This is a genomic window from Phaeacidiphilus oryzae TH49, assembly GCF_000744815.1.
Taxonomy (GTDB): Bacteria; Actinomycetota; Actinomycetes; order Streptomycetales; family Streptomycetaceae; genus Phaeacidiphilus; species Phaeacidiphilus oryzae.
The window spans coordinates 181,447-196,488 of record NZ_JQMQ01000004.1 but is presented as its reverse complement, the minus strand read 5'-3'; the positions used below and the strand labels follow the sequence as shown (position 1 = coordinate 196,488).

Sequence of the window (15,042 nt, the reverse complement as noted above, 5' to 3'; positions counted from 1 at the left end):
AGCAGTCCACTGCTCGCCCCTCCGGCGTTTCCCCCTCTGGGCCGTCTCTGGGCCGTCTCAGCTTCCGGCGACCTTCCGATAGAGCCGATCCATCGCCGAGCGCGCCCGCCCCTCGCTACTCGGCATCAGGTGCGCGTACACCCGGAGCGTGAGCCCGGGGTCACTGTGCCCGAGGTACTGACTCAACGCCTTGACGTTCTCGCCGGCATCGAGCAGCACCGAAGCGTAGAAGTGCCGCAGCGCGTGCATGCCATGCTCGCGCGCCGCGGCGTAGCGCTTCCCCTTCTCCCGGGACGGGATGACGCCAGCCGCAGCCAGAGCCGGCTTCCATACGTACCCGTTGAAGTCGCTGCGCCAGAGCGCATCACCGCACGACCGCGTGAAGAGCAGCCGCTTGGTAATCAGCGCTCCACCAGCACGCTCCCAAGGAAGCGTGACATCCACCGGCGGGAACACCGCCATGTGCAGCTTGAGCGCCGCAGCCACGCTGTCCGAGAGCGGTACATCACGCTCCTTGCCCCGCTTCGGCGGCGCGAAGACCTGCCCGACCCCGGGCACCATCTTGACCTGCACCCCGACGTGCAACCACCCCGCGTCTAAGGCGATTTCGTCCACCGGCAAGCCGAAGATCTCACCTTGTCGAAGACCGCAACCGCCGCCCACATCGATCATCGCGCGGTACCGCTCCGGCAAGGCAGCCCGCATGGCGAACGTCCGCTCCGGTGTCCACGGCTTCACCCGAGCGGGCGCAGGACTCGGCGCCTTCACCGACTTGGCCCGACACGGATTCGACGTGCGTAGCCCGTCATCCATCGCGGCAGCGAAGATGCCCGAGACGTTCCCGAAGATGATCCGCCGGTAGGACGAAGCCGGCAGCACCTTCTCCAACTCGGTCAGCCACTCTCGGATGTGGGTCGGGGTGAAGGCAGCCATGGAGCGCGGGCCGAGGTACGGGATCACGTGCCGCCGCATCTGCGACGCGATGTTGGCCTGCGTCTTCTTATCCGTGGTCTGCGCCGCCATCCACTGCTCCGCGTACTGACGGAACGTCACACGCCCGCTCCGCGGATCGACGTACCGACCGCTTTCCATGTCAGCCGCGATCTTCACCAACCAGGCGTCCGCCTCCCGCTTCTTGCGGTCCGGGAATGACTGGCTCTTCTCCGTCCCATCCGGCCCGACATAGCGCGCGCGGTAGCGCATGCCGGTGCCGTAGCGGTCGGTCTTCACTCGCCGCGGTTTGCCGTCCGGCCCGGTCTCGGTCTTGTACCAGCGATCTTGGACGTGTCCGGCCATCAGGCCACCTCGCCCGTGTCTGCGGCCTTGAGACCGGCGATCCACTGTTGCAGGTCGGCAGGGTCGTACCGTAGGTGACGGCCGACTCGGAAGGCCGGCGGTCCGGTGCGCTTGCGACGCCACTGGTACAGCGTCTGGACAGGAATGTCCCCGAGCAGTTCGGCAACCTCCTCCGCAGTGAGGTAGCGGGTGGGAAGCTCCGCTGAGGTCACAGCCATGCCTTCTCCTCCTCTTGGTCGGCTCGTAGTTGTGCTCTGATCTCTCGTCCGAACTCCCGCTCCCGCGCGACCGTCGCGGCGAACACCGACTCCCCCGGGCTGAGCCCCTGTCCGGCGTAGATCCAGTGGGCGAGCGTGAGCGTGGTGTCGTCCTCGTCGGGGTCGGGCAGTCCGAGTGCGGCCCGCTGCTCTGCGGCCCGGTAGGCAGCTCGTTCGTCCCGGATCGAGGTGAGGGTGACGGAGTAGCGGCGAGACTTGGAGGCGAAGTGCCCGCGGAAGCCGAGCATGTGGGCCCAGGCCCCCAGGCGGCGCCCGGGGTAGGCGGCATCCAGGTCGAGGCAGGTTTCGATCAGTCGGCGGGCGTGTGCGGGCACCTTGAGCAGGTCAAGTGCTTCCCGGTTGCCGATCGGGCGGTCCACGGTGCCGGTGGTCTCGGCCGCCTTGGTGGCGTATTTGGCGACGTAGGAGGCCACGGCCTGTTCGGTGAGCTCGGAGCCGTCGCCGAAGGCCCGCACGGGCCGGATGTCGAGCTGCCGGCCCCAGCGCGCGAGCGTGCCCGGCTGGTCGGCGGTGCCGGGGATGGTGATGTGCGCCCGGGGCGCGGCCGTGAGGATCGCCTCGGTCAGCAGCTCCGGGGTGGCCCAGGCCGGCGGCGGATCGTCGGTGCCCTCTGGCCCGTCTAGTCGGATGATCGCGTGGAAGTGGACGGCCCCGCGGCGCTGGAACTCGGCGACCTTGGCGTAGGAGATCCGCAGGTGCTCGCGCAGCCGGGAGCGGGGCAGGCCGACGCGCTCAGCGATGCTGCGGCCGAGTTGGACCGTGAAGCGGTTCCACAGGTCGCCAGCGTGGTTATTCCACAGCACCGCCCCGGGGTAGTCGTAGCGGTCCGGATCCAGCGGCGTGCCCAACTCAACAGCGTCTTCGGCGTGCTGGCGTCCGCAACGGCAGCGCCCGCTAACGGGACGGTTGTGCACTGGCCCGAACGAGGGGGCGGTGAAGGTGGCGAACACCCGCGGGTGATCCCGCACTTCCGCTCGCACGCCTTTGGTGTTGTCGCCGACCAGGCCGGCCCGCACCAGGTGGTAGGTGTCCGCGGCGTAGGTGGCGGCGCAGGAGGGGCAGCGCGAGGCGCGGCGGTTGCCGCAGGCCAGCCGGAGTACCCCGCCGGGTTCGGTGTCGGTGGCGTAGCTGTGCAGAACTTGCCGTGTGGTGCGGTCGAGGATCTTGGACCAGCCGCGCAGCCGGATCGGGGCAGAGCATCCGCCGGTTGCGCGGATCTGCCGGAGCCAGCGTTCATGGTTGGGGGCGGAGGCCACCTTCACCAGGTCGGCGAGGGTGGCCTCATCCAGGGCCGGCAGGGTCACCGGCGCTCTCCCTTCTTCTCGTCACTCGGGGTGTGGGCGTCGGTCCACTGCTCGGCACAGACCTTGTGGACGGGCCGTCCGCGGTCGGAGCGCAGGTGGGTCGGGTTCGCGCACAGCACGCAGTCCGCTTCCCTCTCGTTCCAGTGGGAGTGGTCGCGCCAGTTCAGGAGGGACACCGCGGGTCACCTCCGGGCGCCGGCCAGCGCGGCCGACCGGTTCGGGGTGGTGGTGCCGGTGCCGTGGCAGACCGGGCAGGTCACCCGCAGGGTGGGCAGGGTGCCGTCCGGGCGGCGGGGGCCGGTGCTGATGGCCACGGTCGGGTGACCGTCGCAGTGTCCGCAGACACGGGCCGGGGTGGTGGCGGGCATGATGGGGTCCTCTCGGTGTCGTCTTGGTGCGGGATCGAGGGCCCGGGGCGGCCGGGTGTTCCTTGGCCGGGATGGCGGTCGCCCCGGGGCGAAGTCACGCTTGAGCGGCGCGGCGGCGGGCCATGAGCGCGGCCAGTCCGGCGCGGTCGATGCTCTGGGCGCCCGCACGTAGGGCGGCGGCGCGCTTGCTGGGGGTCACGTCGTAGTGCCACCGGTAGTCGTGGGCGTGCTGGAACCAAGCGCGGCGCAGTCCGATCCGGGCGGCGAAGGCGTGCAGTTCCTCGCGGGTGTCGGCGGTCAGGTGCGCCCACTTGGTGGTGCGCAGGCCAACGGCCCGGGCAATGGCGCCATAGTCGGTGATCTCGTCCACGTAGACCGTCACGACTCTCACCGCCGGTGGTCGCGCTGGTAGTCGGCGAGCAGGGAGCGCAGGACGACCGCGGCCACGGTGACCGAGATGGCGGTCACAGCGATGGCCAGGAACAGCGCGGTCACCGCGATGGCGAGCGCGACCGTGCCGGCGACGGCCCCGACGCCCACGGCGAGGTACAGGCCGATCGGACGGCCGGTCTGCGCCGGCGCCGGGGCCTGGTACTGCGGTGCGGCCGGGGTCTGGTGCCCGCACGAGCACGGGGCGACCGGGGCCGCGTTCGGGGCCGGCGGGGTGGGTTGGGTGATGACGTACACGGGCTCGGGGTACTTCGGGCGGATCATCGGTGGTGCTCCCTTCGGGTTCAGTGGCCGTTGACGATTTGTGTTCCGGAATTGGTCCCGTCGTTGATGGCGGGGCCGAGGAAGGTGTGTGCGAGCAGGAAGCCGAACAGGACCAGGGCGATCACGCCCCACCAGCGCACCCGGTGGAACTTGATGAACGCGAAGGCGAGCGCTCCCAGGACAAAAATCAGCGGAAGGTGCACGCTCACAGCGGGTCAGTCCTTTCAGGTCAGTTGGGCGGCGATCGCGTCGGCCATGGCCGGCGGGACGCCCAGAGCGGAGCGCAGGGCTTCGATCGGCAGCTCGGTGCCGGTGCGGGCCCGGTGGGCGGCGGTGAGCTTGCGGGCGTGGTCCACCAGCGCCGGTGGCACGGCCACGGGCGCGGCCGGCGGCTCAGGTTCGGGGGCGGGCAGTTCGGCCGGGCCGTCCTCCGGTGCCGCGGCAGGTTCGGGGGAGCGGTCGAGGTAGACCGAGCCCTGTTCACCGGCCGGGCTCTGCGGGCTGTGCTCGGTCGGCTCGCTCACGGTCGGCGCCGGGGTGGCGTGCGCGAGGAGAGTGCCGCCGAGGAAGGCGACGGCGGGCCAGCCGGCGACCACGATCCGCAGCAGCGCCGGAACGTGGCCCAAGTCGAGCAGTCCGGCGGTTGCCACGTTGGCCCCGAGCGAGGCGGTCAGCGCCACGGCGAACCACACCCAGGCGGCCCGGGCCGGGGCCCCCGACCGGCGCAGGGTCCGCAGTCGGCGCCATGCGGCGACCAGGAGCAGGTCCACGCTGACGGGGTAGGCCCAGCCTTTCCAGCCGTGCTGGCCGGCTGCGTCGGCGATGTCGTGCAGGTGGGCGAAGGACAGTGCCCCGGCGATCACGGCCTGCACCAGCACCAGGTCCAGGCGTGGGAGTAGGTTGCGGCGCATGGCTCAGTCCTGCCGCGGGTAGCCGTGGCCGGCCGGCGGGTAGGCGCCGTGACCGCGGGCGATGAACTCCGCCTCGAACGCGCTGTGCAGGACCGAAGCGAACCGTCCCCCGACGGCGCCGTCATACAGCTCGTGGTGCAGGGTCTCGTACAAGACACCGAGCCGATTCGCGTCGTCGCGGCGCGGGTCATCCTCTGCCAGGTACTCGGGCTCCATCGTTCCTCTCCCTTCTCGAGGCCGGCCCGGGTGGTTGGTGCTGTGGCCCGGGCCGGCGGGTGGGTTACTCGGTGGGTTCGGTGCCGGTGCCCCAGCAGCGCAGACAGATGCCTTCCTGCGCGCCGACGACGCGTTGCCGGCGGCCGACCCGGACGGACTTGGCGACAGCGCCCGTGCCCTTGCACGCGGTGCATGCAGGTGGCTCGGGGGCCGGGGCAGTGCGGCGTTGGCGGGGCGCCATGGCCTTCACCGGCTCTTGCTCGGGTAGCTGTGGCCCTTGGGCGGGTACTTGCCGCGCCGGCTCTGGCGCTCCTCGGTGTTCAAGGCGCCCTTGACGACGCTGTGGAAGCGGTCGGGCAGGTTGTCCAGCTCGCGGATCTGCTCGATCTGCTCCCAGCGCCGGCAGTCGTTGTCCCACTCCTCATCGGTGGGGTCGTAGGTGTGGCGGCCGAACATGGCATTCCTCCTTCGATCTGGCCCCGGCACCAGGCATGGGCGGGGTAGGGACGTGGCGTGAGGCGGTCACGCCGACCGTGGGGGGCGCTGGTCCTTAGACGACGGCGGGCGTGCCGTCAGCGATCTCCTCCGGCGTCGCGGGGATGCCGGTGATCGGGCGGAAGGGGGCCAGGGCGGGCAGCTCCGGGACCAGGTGCGCGTATCGGGCGCACGCGGCGGCGGCATCGGCCAGCTTCAACTCCGGGGTGCGGATACGCGACCAGGCCCCGGAGGTGTCCCCGGCGACCGCGGTGCCGGGCCGATCGGCCTTAATGCCCACGGCGGACATCACGGCCTGCGGGGCGATCTCGCCGAACGTCATCCCCGCCGTGCCCAGGTCGTTGACCCGGTGCGCGATCCGGTTGGTCAACTGCGCGCGCAGCATGGTCGCGCCCTTGCCCAACTCCGAGCTGAAGCGCTGCCCCATCACCTCGATGAACATCCCCGCCGCGCGGGCGAGTTGGGCATAGCGGATCAACAGGGTCACCAGCTCCATCCGCCGGGCCTCCTCCGCCTTGGAGCCGGCGAGGAACAGTTCGGCGATCTCATCGATCACCATCACCACCGGGGCCGGGCGGATCTCCTCGGGCAGTGACCAGATGTCGGAGGTGATGTCTTCCTTGTCCACCCGCCCGGAGATGCTGTTCTGCGCGCAGATCAGGTCGTAGCGCTCCTCCATCACCTCGCCGACCAGCACCCGCAGCAGGTCCAACGCGGTATCCGGATCGGTGGCCAGGGCGGAGAGCCGGGGTGCGAAGGGCCCCTGTTCCACCCCGCGCTTGCAGTCGATGCCCACCAGGGCCACCGGTTGCGGAGCCAGACCCACCACGAGGTTGCGCCCGTACATGGATTTGCCGGTGCCCAGCGCGCCGACCGTGAGCCCGTTGGGCCGCTTGCGGAAGTCGCGCACGTAGATCGAGCCGTCCTCGCACAGCGCCACCGGCACCCGCAGCAGGCCCGACACCTTGGCCACCTGGCGGGCCGGCAGGTGCACCCGGCGCAGCAGGTCGAAGCCCGTCAGGCGCAGTTCCACGGTCCGCGGGGCCAGCTCGACCACCCGCACCGCGTGCACGGACCAGGCGTGCTGAAGCCGCTCGGCCGCCTCCGTCACGTCCGCGGGGGACTGCCCCGGACGCAGCCGCAGCCGGACCCGCAGCCCGGTGGTAGTGGGCGTGACCCGGGTGATGCGCGGCGGGGCCGGCTTGAGCTGGCGCATGTCGCCACCCATCCGCGCGGCCATGGCCTTCCACAGCGGCGGTTCCACCGTCAGCCCGCAGGCCTCCATGTCCTCCGCGTAGGAGTGCATGATCCGACCCAGCGTGACCGGCAGGCCGATCGCGGCCCAATGCGCCCGGGGCACCTTGACCTTGGCGTAGGCCGCACCCGCGCCACCCGCAGCCAGCGGGCCGGCCACCTCCAGCAGTGAGGCCAGTTCGGACACGGCGATCAGGCCTTCCCGTTCACCGCGGACTGCGCGGTCACCGCGACGGCGCGGAAGGAGATCCCGTGCCGCTTCTGCCCGTTGAACTCGTTCTCCCAGTCCCGCGCCCGCAGGCCGGTGACCATCACCGGCATCCCCGGCTGAAGCTCCCCCGCGATCCCGGTCTCCGGAACGGAAACGGTCAGCAGGTTAGCCTCTCCCTCATCGGCCACGGTCAGGCCAAGGGTCATCAGCTTGGCGCCGGTCTCCCGGTCGGTTGCGATCTCTCCGGTCTGCCGGTTGGCAACCTTCGGCGCCGGCGGAACCGCCACGAAGACAACGGCCGTAGTGGTGTCGATCTTGAAGGACGGCATCCCGTCTACTCCCTTGTTGCTAGGGGAAGTTGATGTCGAGTGATCCCGACAGAACAAGGGAACCGCCTAGGGCCTTGGACCTATCACGGCCGCCATGGACGTTTAGGGACGTCTGATGTACCGTCAAAACGTCCCCTGCGTCCCGGGAGGCACCGATGCCGAATGAGCGACTGCGCGCGACGATCTCTGCCAAGGGCCAGACCATCCAATCCGTAGCCGATCACGTCACGGTGGACCCGAAGACGGTCGAACGCTGGATCACCAAGGACCGAACGCCTCATCGCACGCACCGCTGGAAGACCGCCCAGTTGCTTGGAGTGGACGAGCTCTACCTCTGGCCTGCGGTGGACACCGAGACCAACACCACGAGCGGTGCAGAGCTCGTGACCTTCTACCCGCACCGCGGAGCAGTGCCTGCCGCCCTCTGGTCATCCCTGATCGACAACGCGGTGAGCCAGATCGATATCCTCGTCTACGCAGGGCTCTTCCTGTTCGACAGCCACCCCGACCTGGCCGAGCAACTCGCAGACAAGGCCGCGGCCGGCGCCCAGGTCCGGATCCTGCTTGGCGACCCGACCTCAGAAGCTGTGGCCCAGCGGGGCGAAGAGGAAGGGATCGGGGAGGACCTTGCCGCCCGAGCACGACTCAGCCTGAGGTACCTGCGGCCGGCGGCGGAGACCCCGGGCGTAGAGATCAGACAGCACACCACTCCGCTGTACAACTCGATCTACCGGTTCGACGACGACGTGTTGGTCAACCCGCACGTCTTTGGTGCGCCGGCCGGTCAGAACCCCGTGATGCACCTCCGCTACGTGCCCGGCGGTCGAACCTTCCGGCACTACATGAAGAGCGTCGACCTCGTTTGGGAGCAGGCTGTACCCGTGCCCGCTTAGACGCGATCGTGCGAGGCTTGCACCATGGCTCGCATCGACTACTTCAACGACCCGAACGCCCCGGCTGCGAACAGCATCGTTCCCTCGGTCACCGCGATTGCATGCAACGAGGCGGGAGAACTCCTTCTCGTCCACAAGACCGACAACGACCTGTGGGCACTGCCCGGGGGTGGCATCGACGTAGGCGAGTCCGCGCCGGATGCTGCGGTACGTGAGACGAAGGAAGAGACCGGCATCGACGTCGAGGTCACCGGTCTCGTGGGGATCTACACGAACCCCCACCACGTCATGAAGTACGACGACGGCGAGGTCCGTCAGCAGTTCTCGATCTGCTTCACCACCCGGGTAACCGGTGGTCAACTGCGCACGAGCAGCGAGACGAAGGAAGTAGCGTTCGTCCACCCGGACAAGCTGGACCAGCTCAACATCCATCCGTCCATGCGACTGCGCATCGAACACGGCCTGACCAGGCGGGACCACCCCTACATCGGCTGAGGCAACATCCGCTCTTGCGCGCGAGCGATCGCAGCACCGAGATAGGGACGAGCCTTCGAGATGGCGGTGTGCACCTCGCTCCCCGGCTCGTACCGTGTCAGGATCTCGTCCATCCTCTGGTCGAAGTCGAATGACTGGCCGGCCGGCCCCGTCGTCATATCTGCCCAGATCAACGCATCGAGGACCGGCCCATCCTCACGCGCGTACGCTGCCAGCTCAGCCGTCAATCCGCGTTGTGCAGCCTCGTACTCGGCTCCTGAATGATGGGCCACGAGGCGGACCAGGCGCTCAGGGGCACCGAGCGACTCCAGATGCCGCGCGCCATCGAGGGGATGGAAGCCTGTCCGCCGTAGCTCGGCCGCGTAGCCCAGATCATGTAGCCAGGCCGCCGACACCAGCAGGTCCCGATCTTCCTTAGGTACCGCAGTTGCGATCTCCTGTGCACGCCGTGCCACAGCCTGCGTGTGCAACCAGCGGTCTCCGAGCGGGGGCAACAACGACTCGGCGAGTTCAGCCGCAGCGCTCGGCGCATCCAGGTCAGAGGACATGCGGTCCACCGTAAGCCATCCGTTGCACAACGGCCCAGGCCAGGATCAGTCAAGCTCTCGATGAGCGGAGGCTCCTCAACCGGTTGGATTAGAGTTTCTCTGCTTCATCAAGGCACCCGGCGTCGCTACGCTCCGCCGGGCGGGCTCACGGCCTCTTGGCGCGCCCGCGCTCCTGCCTTCGGCCCGCTCGGCGCGCCGCCGGCCTACGCCCGCCCGCTGGATAGGCCCGAGGGCATGAAGGTAGAGCCCGACCCCGCGGGCCGGCGATTGGGATGCCTCCGGCGGGGATCTCCGGCTCCAGGATGGCCAAGATCGTGCACACGTGACCGTCGATCAGTGGTCAGGGGTGGGGTGTCTGCCATCCCGCCTGCCGACGACCCAGGACAAGCCGTATCAGCCGTGGCCTTCCCGGTCCAGATCGTTCGTACAGTGGCGCGCTCCATCTGGACCGGGAAGGCCACGCCCGATACCACTGCGTGTGGGTCGACGGCAGACGGGATGGCAGACGGCGGAAGGTGCGGCATTCGCCCAGCTCAGGGCCGATTGTCGGAACAGCCCGCTAGACTGAAAGATTTGACGCCACGTCAGAGGCGATCACAAGATGTTGTGCCCATGCGGATGTACACGTACCACATGTTGTGGTTAGGGATTTGCCCATGGGCCATACGTGGTGCTCTACTTTTTCCGTTCGAAGACGAAGGCCCCACACCGGGGCTTCGAGTTGAGATCGAGCACCCCGGCGGGGGCCAGTGCGTTGCTACCGCCCTGCGACCCTACTGCGAGACGTGGACTTACCCAAGCCTGCGTCCATCGGGGTGCTCGTCCCAGAAGGAGATGAGCACCTTGCCGTACAAGACGCACATGATCGGCTACGACCTGGACCAGCCCGGTCAGAACTACACGTCCCTCCACGAGGCGATCAAGAGCCTTTCGGGCGGGCGGTGGTGGCACAACCTGGACTCCACGTGGTTCATCCAGAGCACTCAGGCCGCGGGCGCCATCCGCGACAAGCTCAAGCAGCACATCGACCAGGATGACAAGCTGCTCGTCATGGAGGTCACGGGCATGGACTGGGCGTCCGCCGGCCTGAAGCCCTCGGGGAATGACTGGCTCAAGAATCACGTGTAGCCGCACCCGCATCCGGCTCTCGTATCCATCAGGCTCGAACCGGACCACCTAAGAGGTCGACGTCTCGGCGTGCCCCCCGCGTGCCCCAACGGGCGGTAATTCACGGAAAGCCACGGCCACTCACGGACGATCGACATACCAAGGGCCCTTGACCTTTTGTGCTGGTCAAGGGCCCTTGGCCTTGCTGTGGCGGGTGCAGGGTTCAAACCTGCGTAGGCGTAAGCCGACAGATTTACAGCCTATCGGTGCGCTTGCCAGCCCAGGGCGAACGACTCTCGAACCCGAGCGCTTCGATGACCGCGGGGATGTCAGCCTGCCGGCACTTGGACAGTGCCTTCCTGCCGATGAGCAGCCGACTCAGTTCACGCCCGAGGGGGGCTATGCGCCAAGCGAACAGGCCCAAGCATCCAACCAGAAGCAGCAACGACGTCAACACGTGGTGAACCTCCGGGCAGCACAAAGCCGCCCTAGCGAAGTCCACCCGAGATCAAAGGATGCTCACGCACACGCGATGGTGTGCTCCCGAAGCTGGGCGCAGCGGGTGGTAGGAAAACCAATCATACGGACTGACTCAACAGGGTGGGGACCGGATCCCGCGCGTTGGGAAACCGGTCGCCGAGAGTGATCTCGTCGGGGGCACTCGGGCCGTCTCTGGGCCGTGCAAGGTGGATCAGCGTTGACGAATGGTGACAGCCGCTGACTTCTCCTCCGCTGGTCAACGCGTTAAGCGACCACGAAGACGCAGGCCAGAAACCGCAGGTATCACTTCTTCGTCAAGGAGACGAAGGGCAAGGCACTGGAGGAGATGGGCTAGCGCATACCAGCGTTTTCCGCAGCTCAGGCCCCGTGAAGCCTGCATTGGTTGGGATGGATTCTTCTGGCAACCATTGCAGTCTCCCGGGGCCTCTTGCCCACCCATTGCTGACGCTTCCGGCGGCCCGTCGGCTATGTGGATCGCGACCTGCCGGGGAGGGGGAACGGTGCAGACCTCAAGCATGGCCGGCACTCCGTTCTCCGGGCCGCCGCTCATCCGGTCCGGGCTCCTACGCCCGCGCGGGCCTGCTGCTGCGAGAGCTCAGCGAGCCGTCCAGCCTCCGTCGACGTAGAGCTCGGAGCCCGTCGCAAAGCTCGCGTCCGATGACGCGAGAAAGGCCACCGCTCCCGCGACCTCCTCTGGGGTGCCCAGTCTGCCCATCGGGGTGCCCTCGACCATCGCGGAGTGCCGGGGGGTGCCCCGCCACAGCCGGCGCGAGTGGGCTGTCTCGATGAATCCCGGGTGGATCGAGTTGACCCGGACCCCACGCTGTGCCCAGTGCAGTGCGGCGTTCTTCGTCATCAGCCGCACGGCGCCCTTCGCCGCGTGGTAGGAGAACTGGCTGCCGAAGCCGCCGACCGTGCCGAAGATCGAGGCGATGTTGACTATTGAGCCGCCGCCCTCGACCTTCCCCGCCGAGCGCTCGATCGCCGGGCCACCGTACTTCATCCCGAGCCACACCCCGGTCTGGGTGACGGCGATGACCTCGTCCCAGGATTCCCGGGTCTCCGTCTCCACTGTCCGCGTCTCAGCGATGCCGGCGTTGTTCACCAGTATGGTCAGGCCGCCCAGTTCGGCCACCACCCGGTCCACGGCCGCGCGCCAGGCCCGCTCGTCGGCGACGTCCAGCGCCAGGCCGATCGCCTGCGCGGCACCGCCGCCGTCCGCGAGTTCCTTCGCCAGTGCCTCGCAACGTCCGGCGTTCAGGTCGGTCACCGCCACCGCGGCGCCCTCGGCCGCCAGCCGTCGCACCACTGCCTCCCCGATACCGCCGGTGGCACCGGTCACCAGCGCGACCCGCCCGGACAGCCGATCCCTCATGAGCCCTCCTTGGTCTTCTCCAGCAGTTCGAGTCCCGAGCACAGCAGCTCCGGCACGGCCGAGCCGACCCGTTCGCGCGCTCGCCGAGCGGTACGCGGCCGGCTCCATCGACCTCAAGGCTGGTCGGCAACTCGACTCCCGATCTGGTTCTGATGACCCTCAGCGGACCCGGCAGTACCGATCCACGCCGACCACATGGGCCACAGTGGCCAGCCCCTCCAGTACGAGGACGTCCAGATGCGCCGCGGTCTCGTTGATCGCCAGCATCTGGTTGAAGGCGCTGAGCTCGCCGAAGGGCACCGCCCGCCGCGTCCAGGCCAACCGCCGCGCCACCGCGTGCGCGTCCAGGGCCTCATCGCCCAGCGCGGCCAGGCTCCTGGCCAACCGGTCGTCGTGGTGGGCTAGCAGTTCGGCGACCCGGGTGTGCGCGCTGTCGGCGACCGGGCCGTGCGCGGGCAGCAGCCGGGTGTCGGCGTAACGGGTCATGAGGCGCAGTGAGTCCAGGTAGTCGGCGAGCGGCCGGCCGCCGGCCTCGGCCAGTTCGAAGCCGATGGACGGGGTGATGTGCGGCAGTACGTGGTCGCCGGCGAAGAGCAGCCCGCGCCGCTCGTCCAGGAAGACCACATGTCCCTTGGTGTGACCGGGGGTCGGCACCACCTTCAGCTCGCCCGCTCCGAAGCCGACGTTCCCCGCCCCGAGCCAGCGGTCCGGCGCCTCCCACACCTCCGGGTCGTAGCCCCCGTGGTCCATCTTCCCGATCCGGTCGGCCAGTTCGTCGGCACCCGCCCTGCGCAGAACGTCCAGCGAGCCGGCCGGCTCGTCGCTGCCGAGCTGGTGCAGCAGCTCCAGCCCCGGCCGCTCGCCCGCCCCCAGATAAACCCGGGAACCCAGCAGTCGGCGCAGTTCCACGGCGTGGGTGTAGTGGTCGCGGTGGATGTGGGTGACCAGGATGTGGCTGATCTCCCCCAGCTCGCGGCCGATTCCGGCGAGGCCCGCCTCCAGCGCCTCGCGCGCCTCGGGAACGGCCCAGCCGCCGTCGATCATGACGAGCCTGCCGTCCTCGGCGAGGCCCTCCAACAGATAGACGTTGACGGCGTGCAGGCCGTCGTCGGGCAACGGCAGCGGGACCCTGTGCACCCCCGGGTGTACGGTCTCCACCACCCCGGGCGCGGCCCACGCCCCTTGGTCGAGTCGAGCGATCTGCTCCGCCATGGTCCCGCCTCTCAGGCCGGCTCAGAGGTACGGGCGCGCAGTGCGACGGCCAGTTCGCGGGCGCCGGCCCGGTCCAGCTTGCCGACCTTGGTCTGCGGCAACTCCCCTACCTGGTAGACGAACTCGGGCCATTTGCCCTTGGAGAGACCGAGCTTCTCCAGATGCCCGGTGATCTCGGCCAGGTCGATGTCGCGGCCGTCCTCGGTGACGACCAGCAGCGCCACCCGCTCGCCCAGTACCTCGTCCGGGACGGCTGCCACGCAGGCCCGCGCGACCCGCGGGCAGCGAGCGACCGCGCGCTCGATCTCGGTGATGTCGATGTTGCGGCCGCCTCGGATGATGACGTCCTTCTCCCGGCCCATGATCGTCACGGTGCCGTCCCCATGGCTGGTCAGCAGGTCGCCGGTGGAGAGGTAGCCGTCCGAGGTCAGGACCGCCGGGTCGACCCGGCCCTCGCGGGCGTACCCGAGGAAGAGCGAGGGCCCGCGCACCTGCGCCCGTCCGACCGTACCCGGCGGCGCCACCTGGCCGTCGGCGGTCAGCGCGCGGACATCCGTCCCGGGGAAGGGGCGGCCGTCCCGGCCGAGCCGGATCTCCTCGGGCTCGTCCGGTCGGGGCGAGGTGTGGCCGAGGCATTCGGACATGCCGAAGACCCGGAGGATCGTGGTCCCGAGCGAGCGCTCGGCCCGCGCCAGCGCGCCCCGGTCCATCGGCCCTCCGCCCACCGTGATCGACCTGACCCCGGAGAGCACCCCGCTGCCCGCCGCCTCCGCACCCATCTGCAGCGCCATGGTGGGCACGCACATGGTCCAGCGGACCTCGGCCTCGGCCATGCGTCGGAGCGCCCCGGCCCGGTCCCACCTGCCCTGCAGCACCAGCGGCCCGCCGAGCAACAGGGAGAGGTAGACCCCGAAGCAGTAGGCCGCGGTCGAGGAGAGCGGCACGATGGCGGCGACCGCGTCCCCGCGGCCCAGGCCGTTGATCTCGATCGTGCTGGAGCAGGCGTAGCGCAGGGACCGTTCTGACTGGACCACGCCCTTGGGGCGACCGGTCGAGCCGGAGGTGAGGCCGATCAGGGCGCCGCCGGACCAGCGGGAGACCTCGTACGGACCATCGGCCGCCAGGCAGGCCCAGCCGTCGAGCACGCGCCGCTCCGGGGCGCCCGCCAGCAGCTCGCGCACCCTCCACTCCTCGATCGCCGAGGGCTCGGCCACCACCGCGTCGGGCCGGATGTCCTCCCAGGCGGCGGCGAACTCGAGGCGGGTGGTGTGCCGGTTGACCACGGCCAGGACGCCGCCGCAGAGTCCGGCGGCCAGGCTGGCCGCCACGGTCCGCCAGGAGTTGTCGGCCTGGACCATGAGGGTGGCTCCGGACGCCCCCTCGTCATCCGCGGACACCGCCCACACCAGACGGGCTGCCTCCTCCAGCAGACCGCGGGCGGTATGGCCGCCGGCGTCGTCGATCACTGCGACGAAGTCGCCCTCGCCCGCTCTCCGCTGGAACTCCCGCGCTACCTGTCGCATCTGCTTCCTCGC

General features: G+C 69.4%; 20 protein-coding genes. 3 read left to right on the top strand and 17 right to left on the bottom strand.

All coding sequences use genetic code 11. The features are described 5' to 3' along the window. Nucleotides 1-57 precede the first annotated feature (57 nt). The 13 genes from BS73_RS01085 to BS73_RS01025 all read right to left on the bottom strand — a co-directional run bounded on the left by BS73_RS01085 (nucleotide 58) and on the right by BS73_RS01025 (nucleotide 7,376). The gene (locus BS73_RS01085; RefSeq protein ID WP_037568575.1) at nucleotides 58-1,296 is read right to left on the bottom strand and encodes a tyrosine-type recombinase/integrase; all 1,239 of its coding nucleotides are present in this window, start codon (nucleotides 1,294-1,296) and stop codon (nucleotides 58-60) included. After that, nucleotides 1,296-1,514: a helix-turn-helix transcriptional regulator gene (locus BS73_RS01080; RefSeq protein WP_037568572.1), complete on the bottom strand. Its 219-nt coding sequence runs from the start codon at nucleotides 1,512-1,514 to the stop codon at nucleotides 1,296-1,298. Before BS73_RS01080 ends, BS73_RS01085 begins: the two co-directional genes overlap by 1 nt. After that, entirely contained in the window at nucleotides 1,505-2,878 is a 1,374-nt protein-coding gene (gene repSA, locus BS73_RS01075; protein ID WP_037568570.1) for a replication initiator protein RepSA, read from the bottom strand. The genes BS73_RS01080 and repSA overlap by 10 nt, the downstream gene beginning before the upstream one ends. Beyond that, nucleotides 2,875-3,054 (bottom strand): hypothetical protein, encoded by a 180-nt coding sequence (locus BS73_RS01070; protein ID WP_037568568.1) that lies wholly within the window; start codon nucleotides 3,052-3,054, stop codon nucleotides 2,875-2,877. The genes repSA and BS73_RS01070 overlap by 4 nt, the downstream gene beginning before the upstream one ends. Nucleotides 3,055-3,060: 6 nt before the next feature. Continuing rightward, nucleotides 3,061-3,246 (bottom strand): hypothetical protein, encoded by a 186-nt coding sequence (locus BS73_RS01065; protein WP_037568566.1) that lies wholly within the window; start codon nucleotides 3,244-3,246, stop codon nucleotides 3,061-3,063. 94 nt (nucleotides 3,247-3,340) lie between these two features. Next, nucleotides 3,341-3,628: a DUF4031 domain-containing protein gene (locus tag BS73_RS01060; RefSeq protein WP_037568564.1), complete on the bottom strand. Its 288-nt coding sequence runs from the start codon at nucleotides 3,626-3,628 to the stop codon at nucleotides 3,341-3,343. Nucleotides 3,629-3,633: 5 nt separating this feature from the next. After that, nucleotides 3,634-3,960 carry a hypothetical protein gene (locus BS73_RS35725; protein WP_037568562.1) on the bottom strand — a complete coding sequence of 109 codons (327 nt, stop codon included), beginning with the start codon at nucleotides 3,958-3,960 and terminating at the stop codon, nucleotides 3,634-3,636. Nucleotides 3,961-3,980: 20 nt separating this feature from the next. After that, nucleotides 3,981-4,169: a hypothetical protein gene (locus tag BS73_RS01050; RefSeq protein ID WP_037568560.1), complete on the bottom strand. Its 189-nt coding sequence runs from the start codon at nucleotides 4,167-4,169 to the stop codon at nucleotides 3,981-3,983. A gap of 15 nt (nucleotides 4,170-4,184) precedes the next feature. Next, entirely contained in the window at nucleotides 4,185-4,871 is a 687-nt protein-coding gene (locus BS73_RS01045; RefSeq protein ID WP_037568559.1) for a DUF2637 domain-containing protein, read from the bottom strand. 3 nt (nucleotides 4,872-4,874) lie between these two features. Then, on the bottom strand, nucleotides 4,875-5,087 hold the full coding sequence (locus tag BS73_RS01040) for a hypothetical protein (RefSeq protein ID WP_037568557.1): 213 nt from the start codon (nucleotides 5,085-5,087) through the stop codon (nucleotides 4,875-4,877). 246 nt (nucleotides 5,088-5,333) lie between these two features. Then, entirely contained in the window at nucleotides 5,334-5,543 is a 210-nt protein-coding gene (locus tag BS73_RS01035; RefSeq protein ID WP_037568555.1) for a hypothetical protein, read from the bottom strand. A gap of 94 nt (nucleotides 5,544-5,637) precedes the next feature. Beyond that, the gene (locus tag BS73_RS01030; protein WP_037568553.1) at nucleotides 5,638-7,023 is read right to left on the bottom strand and encodes an FtsK/SpoIIIE domain-containing protein; all 1,386 of its coding nucleotides are present in this window, start codon (nucleotides 7,021-7,023) and stop codon (nucleotides 5,638-5,640) included. Nucleotides 7,024-7,028: 5 nt separating this feature from the next. Continuing rightward, the gene (locus BS73_RS01025) at nucleotides 7,029-7,376 is read right to left on the bottom strand and encodes an SCO3933 family regulatory protein (RefSeq protein ID WP_037568551.1); all 348 of its coding nucleotides are present in this window, start codon (nucleotides 7,374-7,376) and stop codon (nucleotides 7,029-7,031) included. Between the two features lie 155 nt (nucleotides 7,377-7,531). Between BS73_RS01025 and BS73_RS01020 the strand changes: the two genes are divergently transcribed. Both BS73_RS01020 and BS73_RS01015 read left to right on the top strand, forming a co-directional pair. Further along, nucleotides 7,532-8,269 (top strand): phospholipase D-like domain-containing protein, encoded by a 738-nt coding sequence (locus tag BS73_RS01020; RefSeq protein WP_037568549.1) that lies wholly within the window; start codon nucleotides 7,532-7,534, stop codon nucleotides 8,267-8,269. 24 nt (nucleotides 8,270-8,293) lie between these two features. After that, complete coding sequence (locus BS73_RS01015) at nucleotides 8,294-8,764, top strand: NUDIX hydrolase (protein ID WP_037568547.1); 471 nt, start codon at nucleotides 8,294-8,296, stop codon at nucleotides 8,762-8,764. Here BS73_RS01015 and BS73_RS01010 read toward each other — a convergent pair. After that, the gene (locus BS73_RS01010) at nucleotides 8,752-9,312 is read right to left on the bottom strand and encodes an HDIG domain-containing metalloprotein (protein ID WP_037569381.1); all 561 of its coding nucleotides are present in this window, start codon (nucleotides 9,310-9,312) and stop codon (nucleotides 8,752-8,754) included. The two genes, BS73_RS01015 and BS73_RS01010, sit on opposite strands and share 13 nt — an antisense overlap. Nucleotides 9,313-10,146: 834 nt before the next feature. Between BS73_RS01010 and BS73_RS01005 the strand changes: the two genes are divergently transcribed. Beyond that, complete coding sequence (locus BS73_RS01005) at nucleotides 10,147-10,440, top strand: hypothetical protein (protein ID WP_037568545.1); 294 nt, start codon at nucleotides 10,147-10,149, stop codon at nucleotides 10,438-10,440. A 1,075-nt stretch (nucleotides 10,441-11,515) separates the two neighbouring features. Here the strand turns inward: BS73_RS01005 and BS73_RS00995 are convergent. The 3 genes from BS73_RS00995 to BS73_RS00985 all read right to left on the bottom strand — a co-directional run bounded on the left by BS73_RS00995 (nucleotide 11,516) and on the right by BS73_RS00985 (nucleotide 15,030). Next, complete coding sequence (locus BS73_RS00995) at nucleotides 11,516-12,295, bottom strand: SDR family NAD(P)-dependent oxidoreductase (RefSeq protein WP_037568542.1); 780 nt, start codon at nucleotides 12,293-12,295, stop codon at nucleotides 11,516-11,518. Nucleotides 12,296-12,454: 159 nt separating this feature from the next. After that, complete coding sequence (locus BS73_RS00990) at nucleotides 12,455-13,507, bottom strand: MBL fold metallo-hydrolase (protein WP_037568540.1); 1,053 nt, start codon at nucleotides 13,505-13,507, stop codon at nucleotides 12,455-12,457. An 11-nt stretch (nucleotides 13,508-13,518) separates the two neighbouring features. Further along, nucleotides 13,519-15,030, bottom strand: a complete 1,512-nt coding sequence (locus BS73_RS00985; RefSeq protein ID WP_037568538.1) for a class I adenylate-forming enzyme family protein — start codon at nucleotides 15,028-15,030, stop codon at nucleotides 13,519-13,521. Between the last annotated feature and the right edge of the window lie 12 nt (nucleotides 15,031-15,042).

What these genes read in the sequence shown, in the direction of transcription:
- BS73_RS01085 (WP_037568575.1), bottom strand. Translation starts at nt 1,296, where the DNA reads ATGGCCGGACACGTCCAAGATCGCTGGTACAAGACCGAGACCGGGCCG.
- BS73_RS01080 (WP_037568572.1), bottom strand. Translation starts at nt 1,514, where the DNA reads ATGGCTGTGACCTCAGCGGAGCTTCCCACCCGCTACCTCACTGCGGAG.
- BS73_RS01065 (WP_037568566.1), bottom strand. Translation starts at nt 3,246, where the DNA reads ATGCCCGCCACCACCCCGGCCCGTGTCTGCGGACACTGCGACGGTCAC.
- BS73_RS35725 (WP_037568562.1), bottom strand. Translation starts at nt 3,960, where the DNA reads ATGATCCGCCCGAAGTACCCCGAGCCCGTGTACGTCATCACCCAACCC.
- BS73_RS01045 (WP_037568559.1), bottom strand. Translation starts at nt 4,871, where the DNA reads ATGCGCCGCAACCTACTCCCACGCCTGGACCTGGTGCTGGTGCAGGCC.
- BS73_RS01040 (WP_037568557.1), bottom strand. Translation starts at nt 5,087, where the DNA reads ATGGAGCCCGAGTACCTGGCAGAGGATGACCCGCGCCGCGACGACGCG.
- BS73_RS01035 (WP_037568555.1), bottom strand. Translation starts at nt 5,543, where the DNA reads ATGTTCGGCCGCCACACCTACGACCCCACCGATGAGGAGTGGGACAAC.
- BS73_RS01025 (WP_037568551.1), bottom strand. Translation starts at nt 7,376, where the DNA reads ATGCCGTCCTTCAAGATCGACACCACTACGGCCGTTGTCTTCGTGGCG.
- BS73_RS01020 (WP_037568549.1), top strand. Translation starts at nt 7,532, where the DNA reads ATGCCGAATGAGCGACTGCGCGCGACGATCTCTGCCAAGGGCCAGACC.
- BS73_RS01015 (WP_037568547.1), top strand. Translation starts at nt 8,294, where the DNA reads ATGGCTCGCATCGACTACTTCAACGACCCGAACGCCCCGGCTGCGAAC.
- BS73_RS01010 (WP_037569381.1), bottom strand. Translation starts at nt 9,312, where the DNA reads ATGTCCTCTGACCTGGATGCGCCGAGCGCTGCGGCTGAACTCGCCGAG.
- BS73_RS01005 (WP_037568545.1), top strand. Translation starts at nt 10,147, where the DNA reads ATGAGCACCTTGCCGTACAAGACGCACATGATCGGCTACGACCTGGAC.
- BS73_RS00995 (WP_037568542.1), bottom strand. Translation starts at nt 12,295, where the DNA reads ATGAGGGATCGGCTGTCCGGGCGGGTCGCGCTGGTGACCGGTGCCACC.
- BS73_RS00990 (WP_037568540.1), bottom strand. Translation starts at nt 13,507, where the DNA reads ATGGCGGAGCAGATCGCTCGACTCGACCAAGGGGCGTGGGCCGCGCCC.
- BS73_RS00985 (WP_037568538.1), bottom strand. Translation starts at nt 15,030, where the DNA reads ATGCGACAGGTAGCGCGGGAGTTCCAGCGGAGAGCGGGCGAGGGCGAC.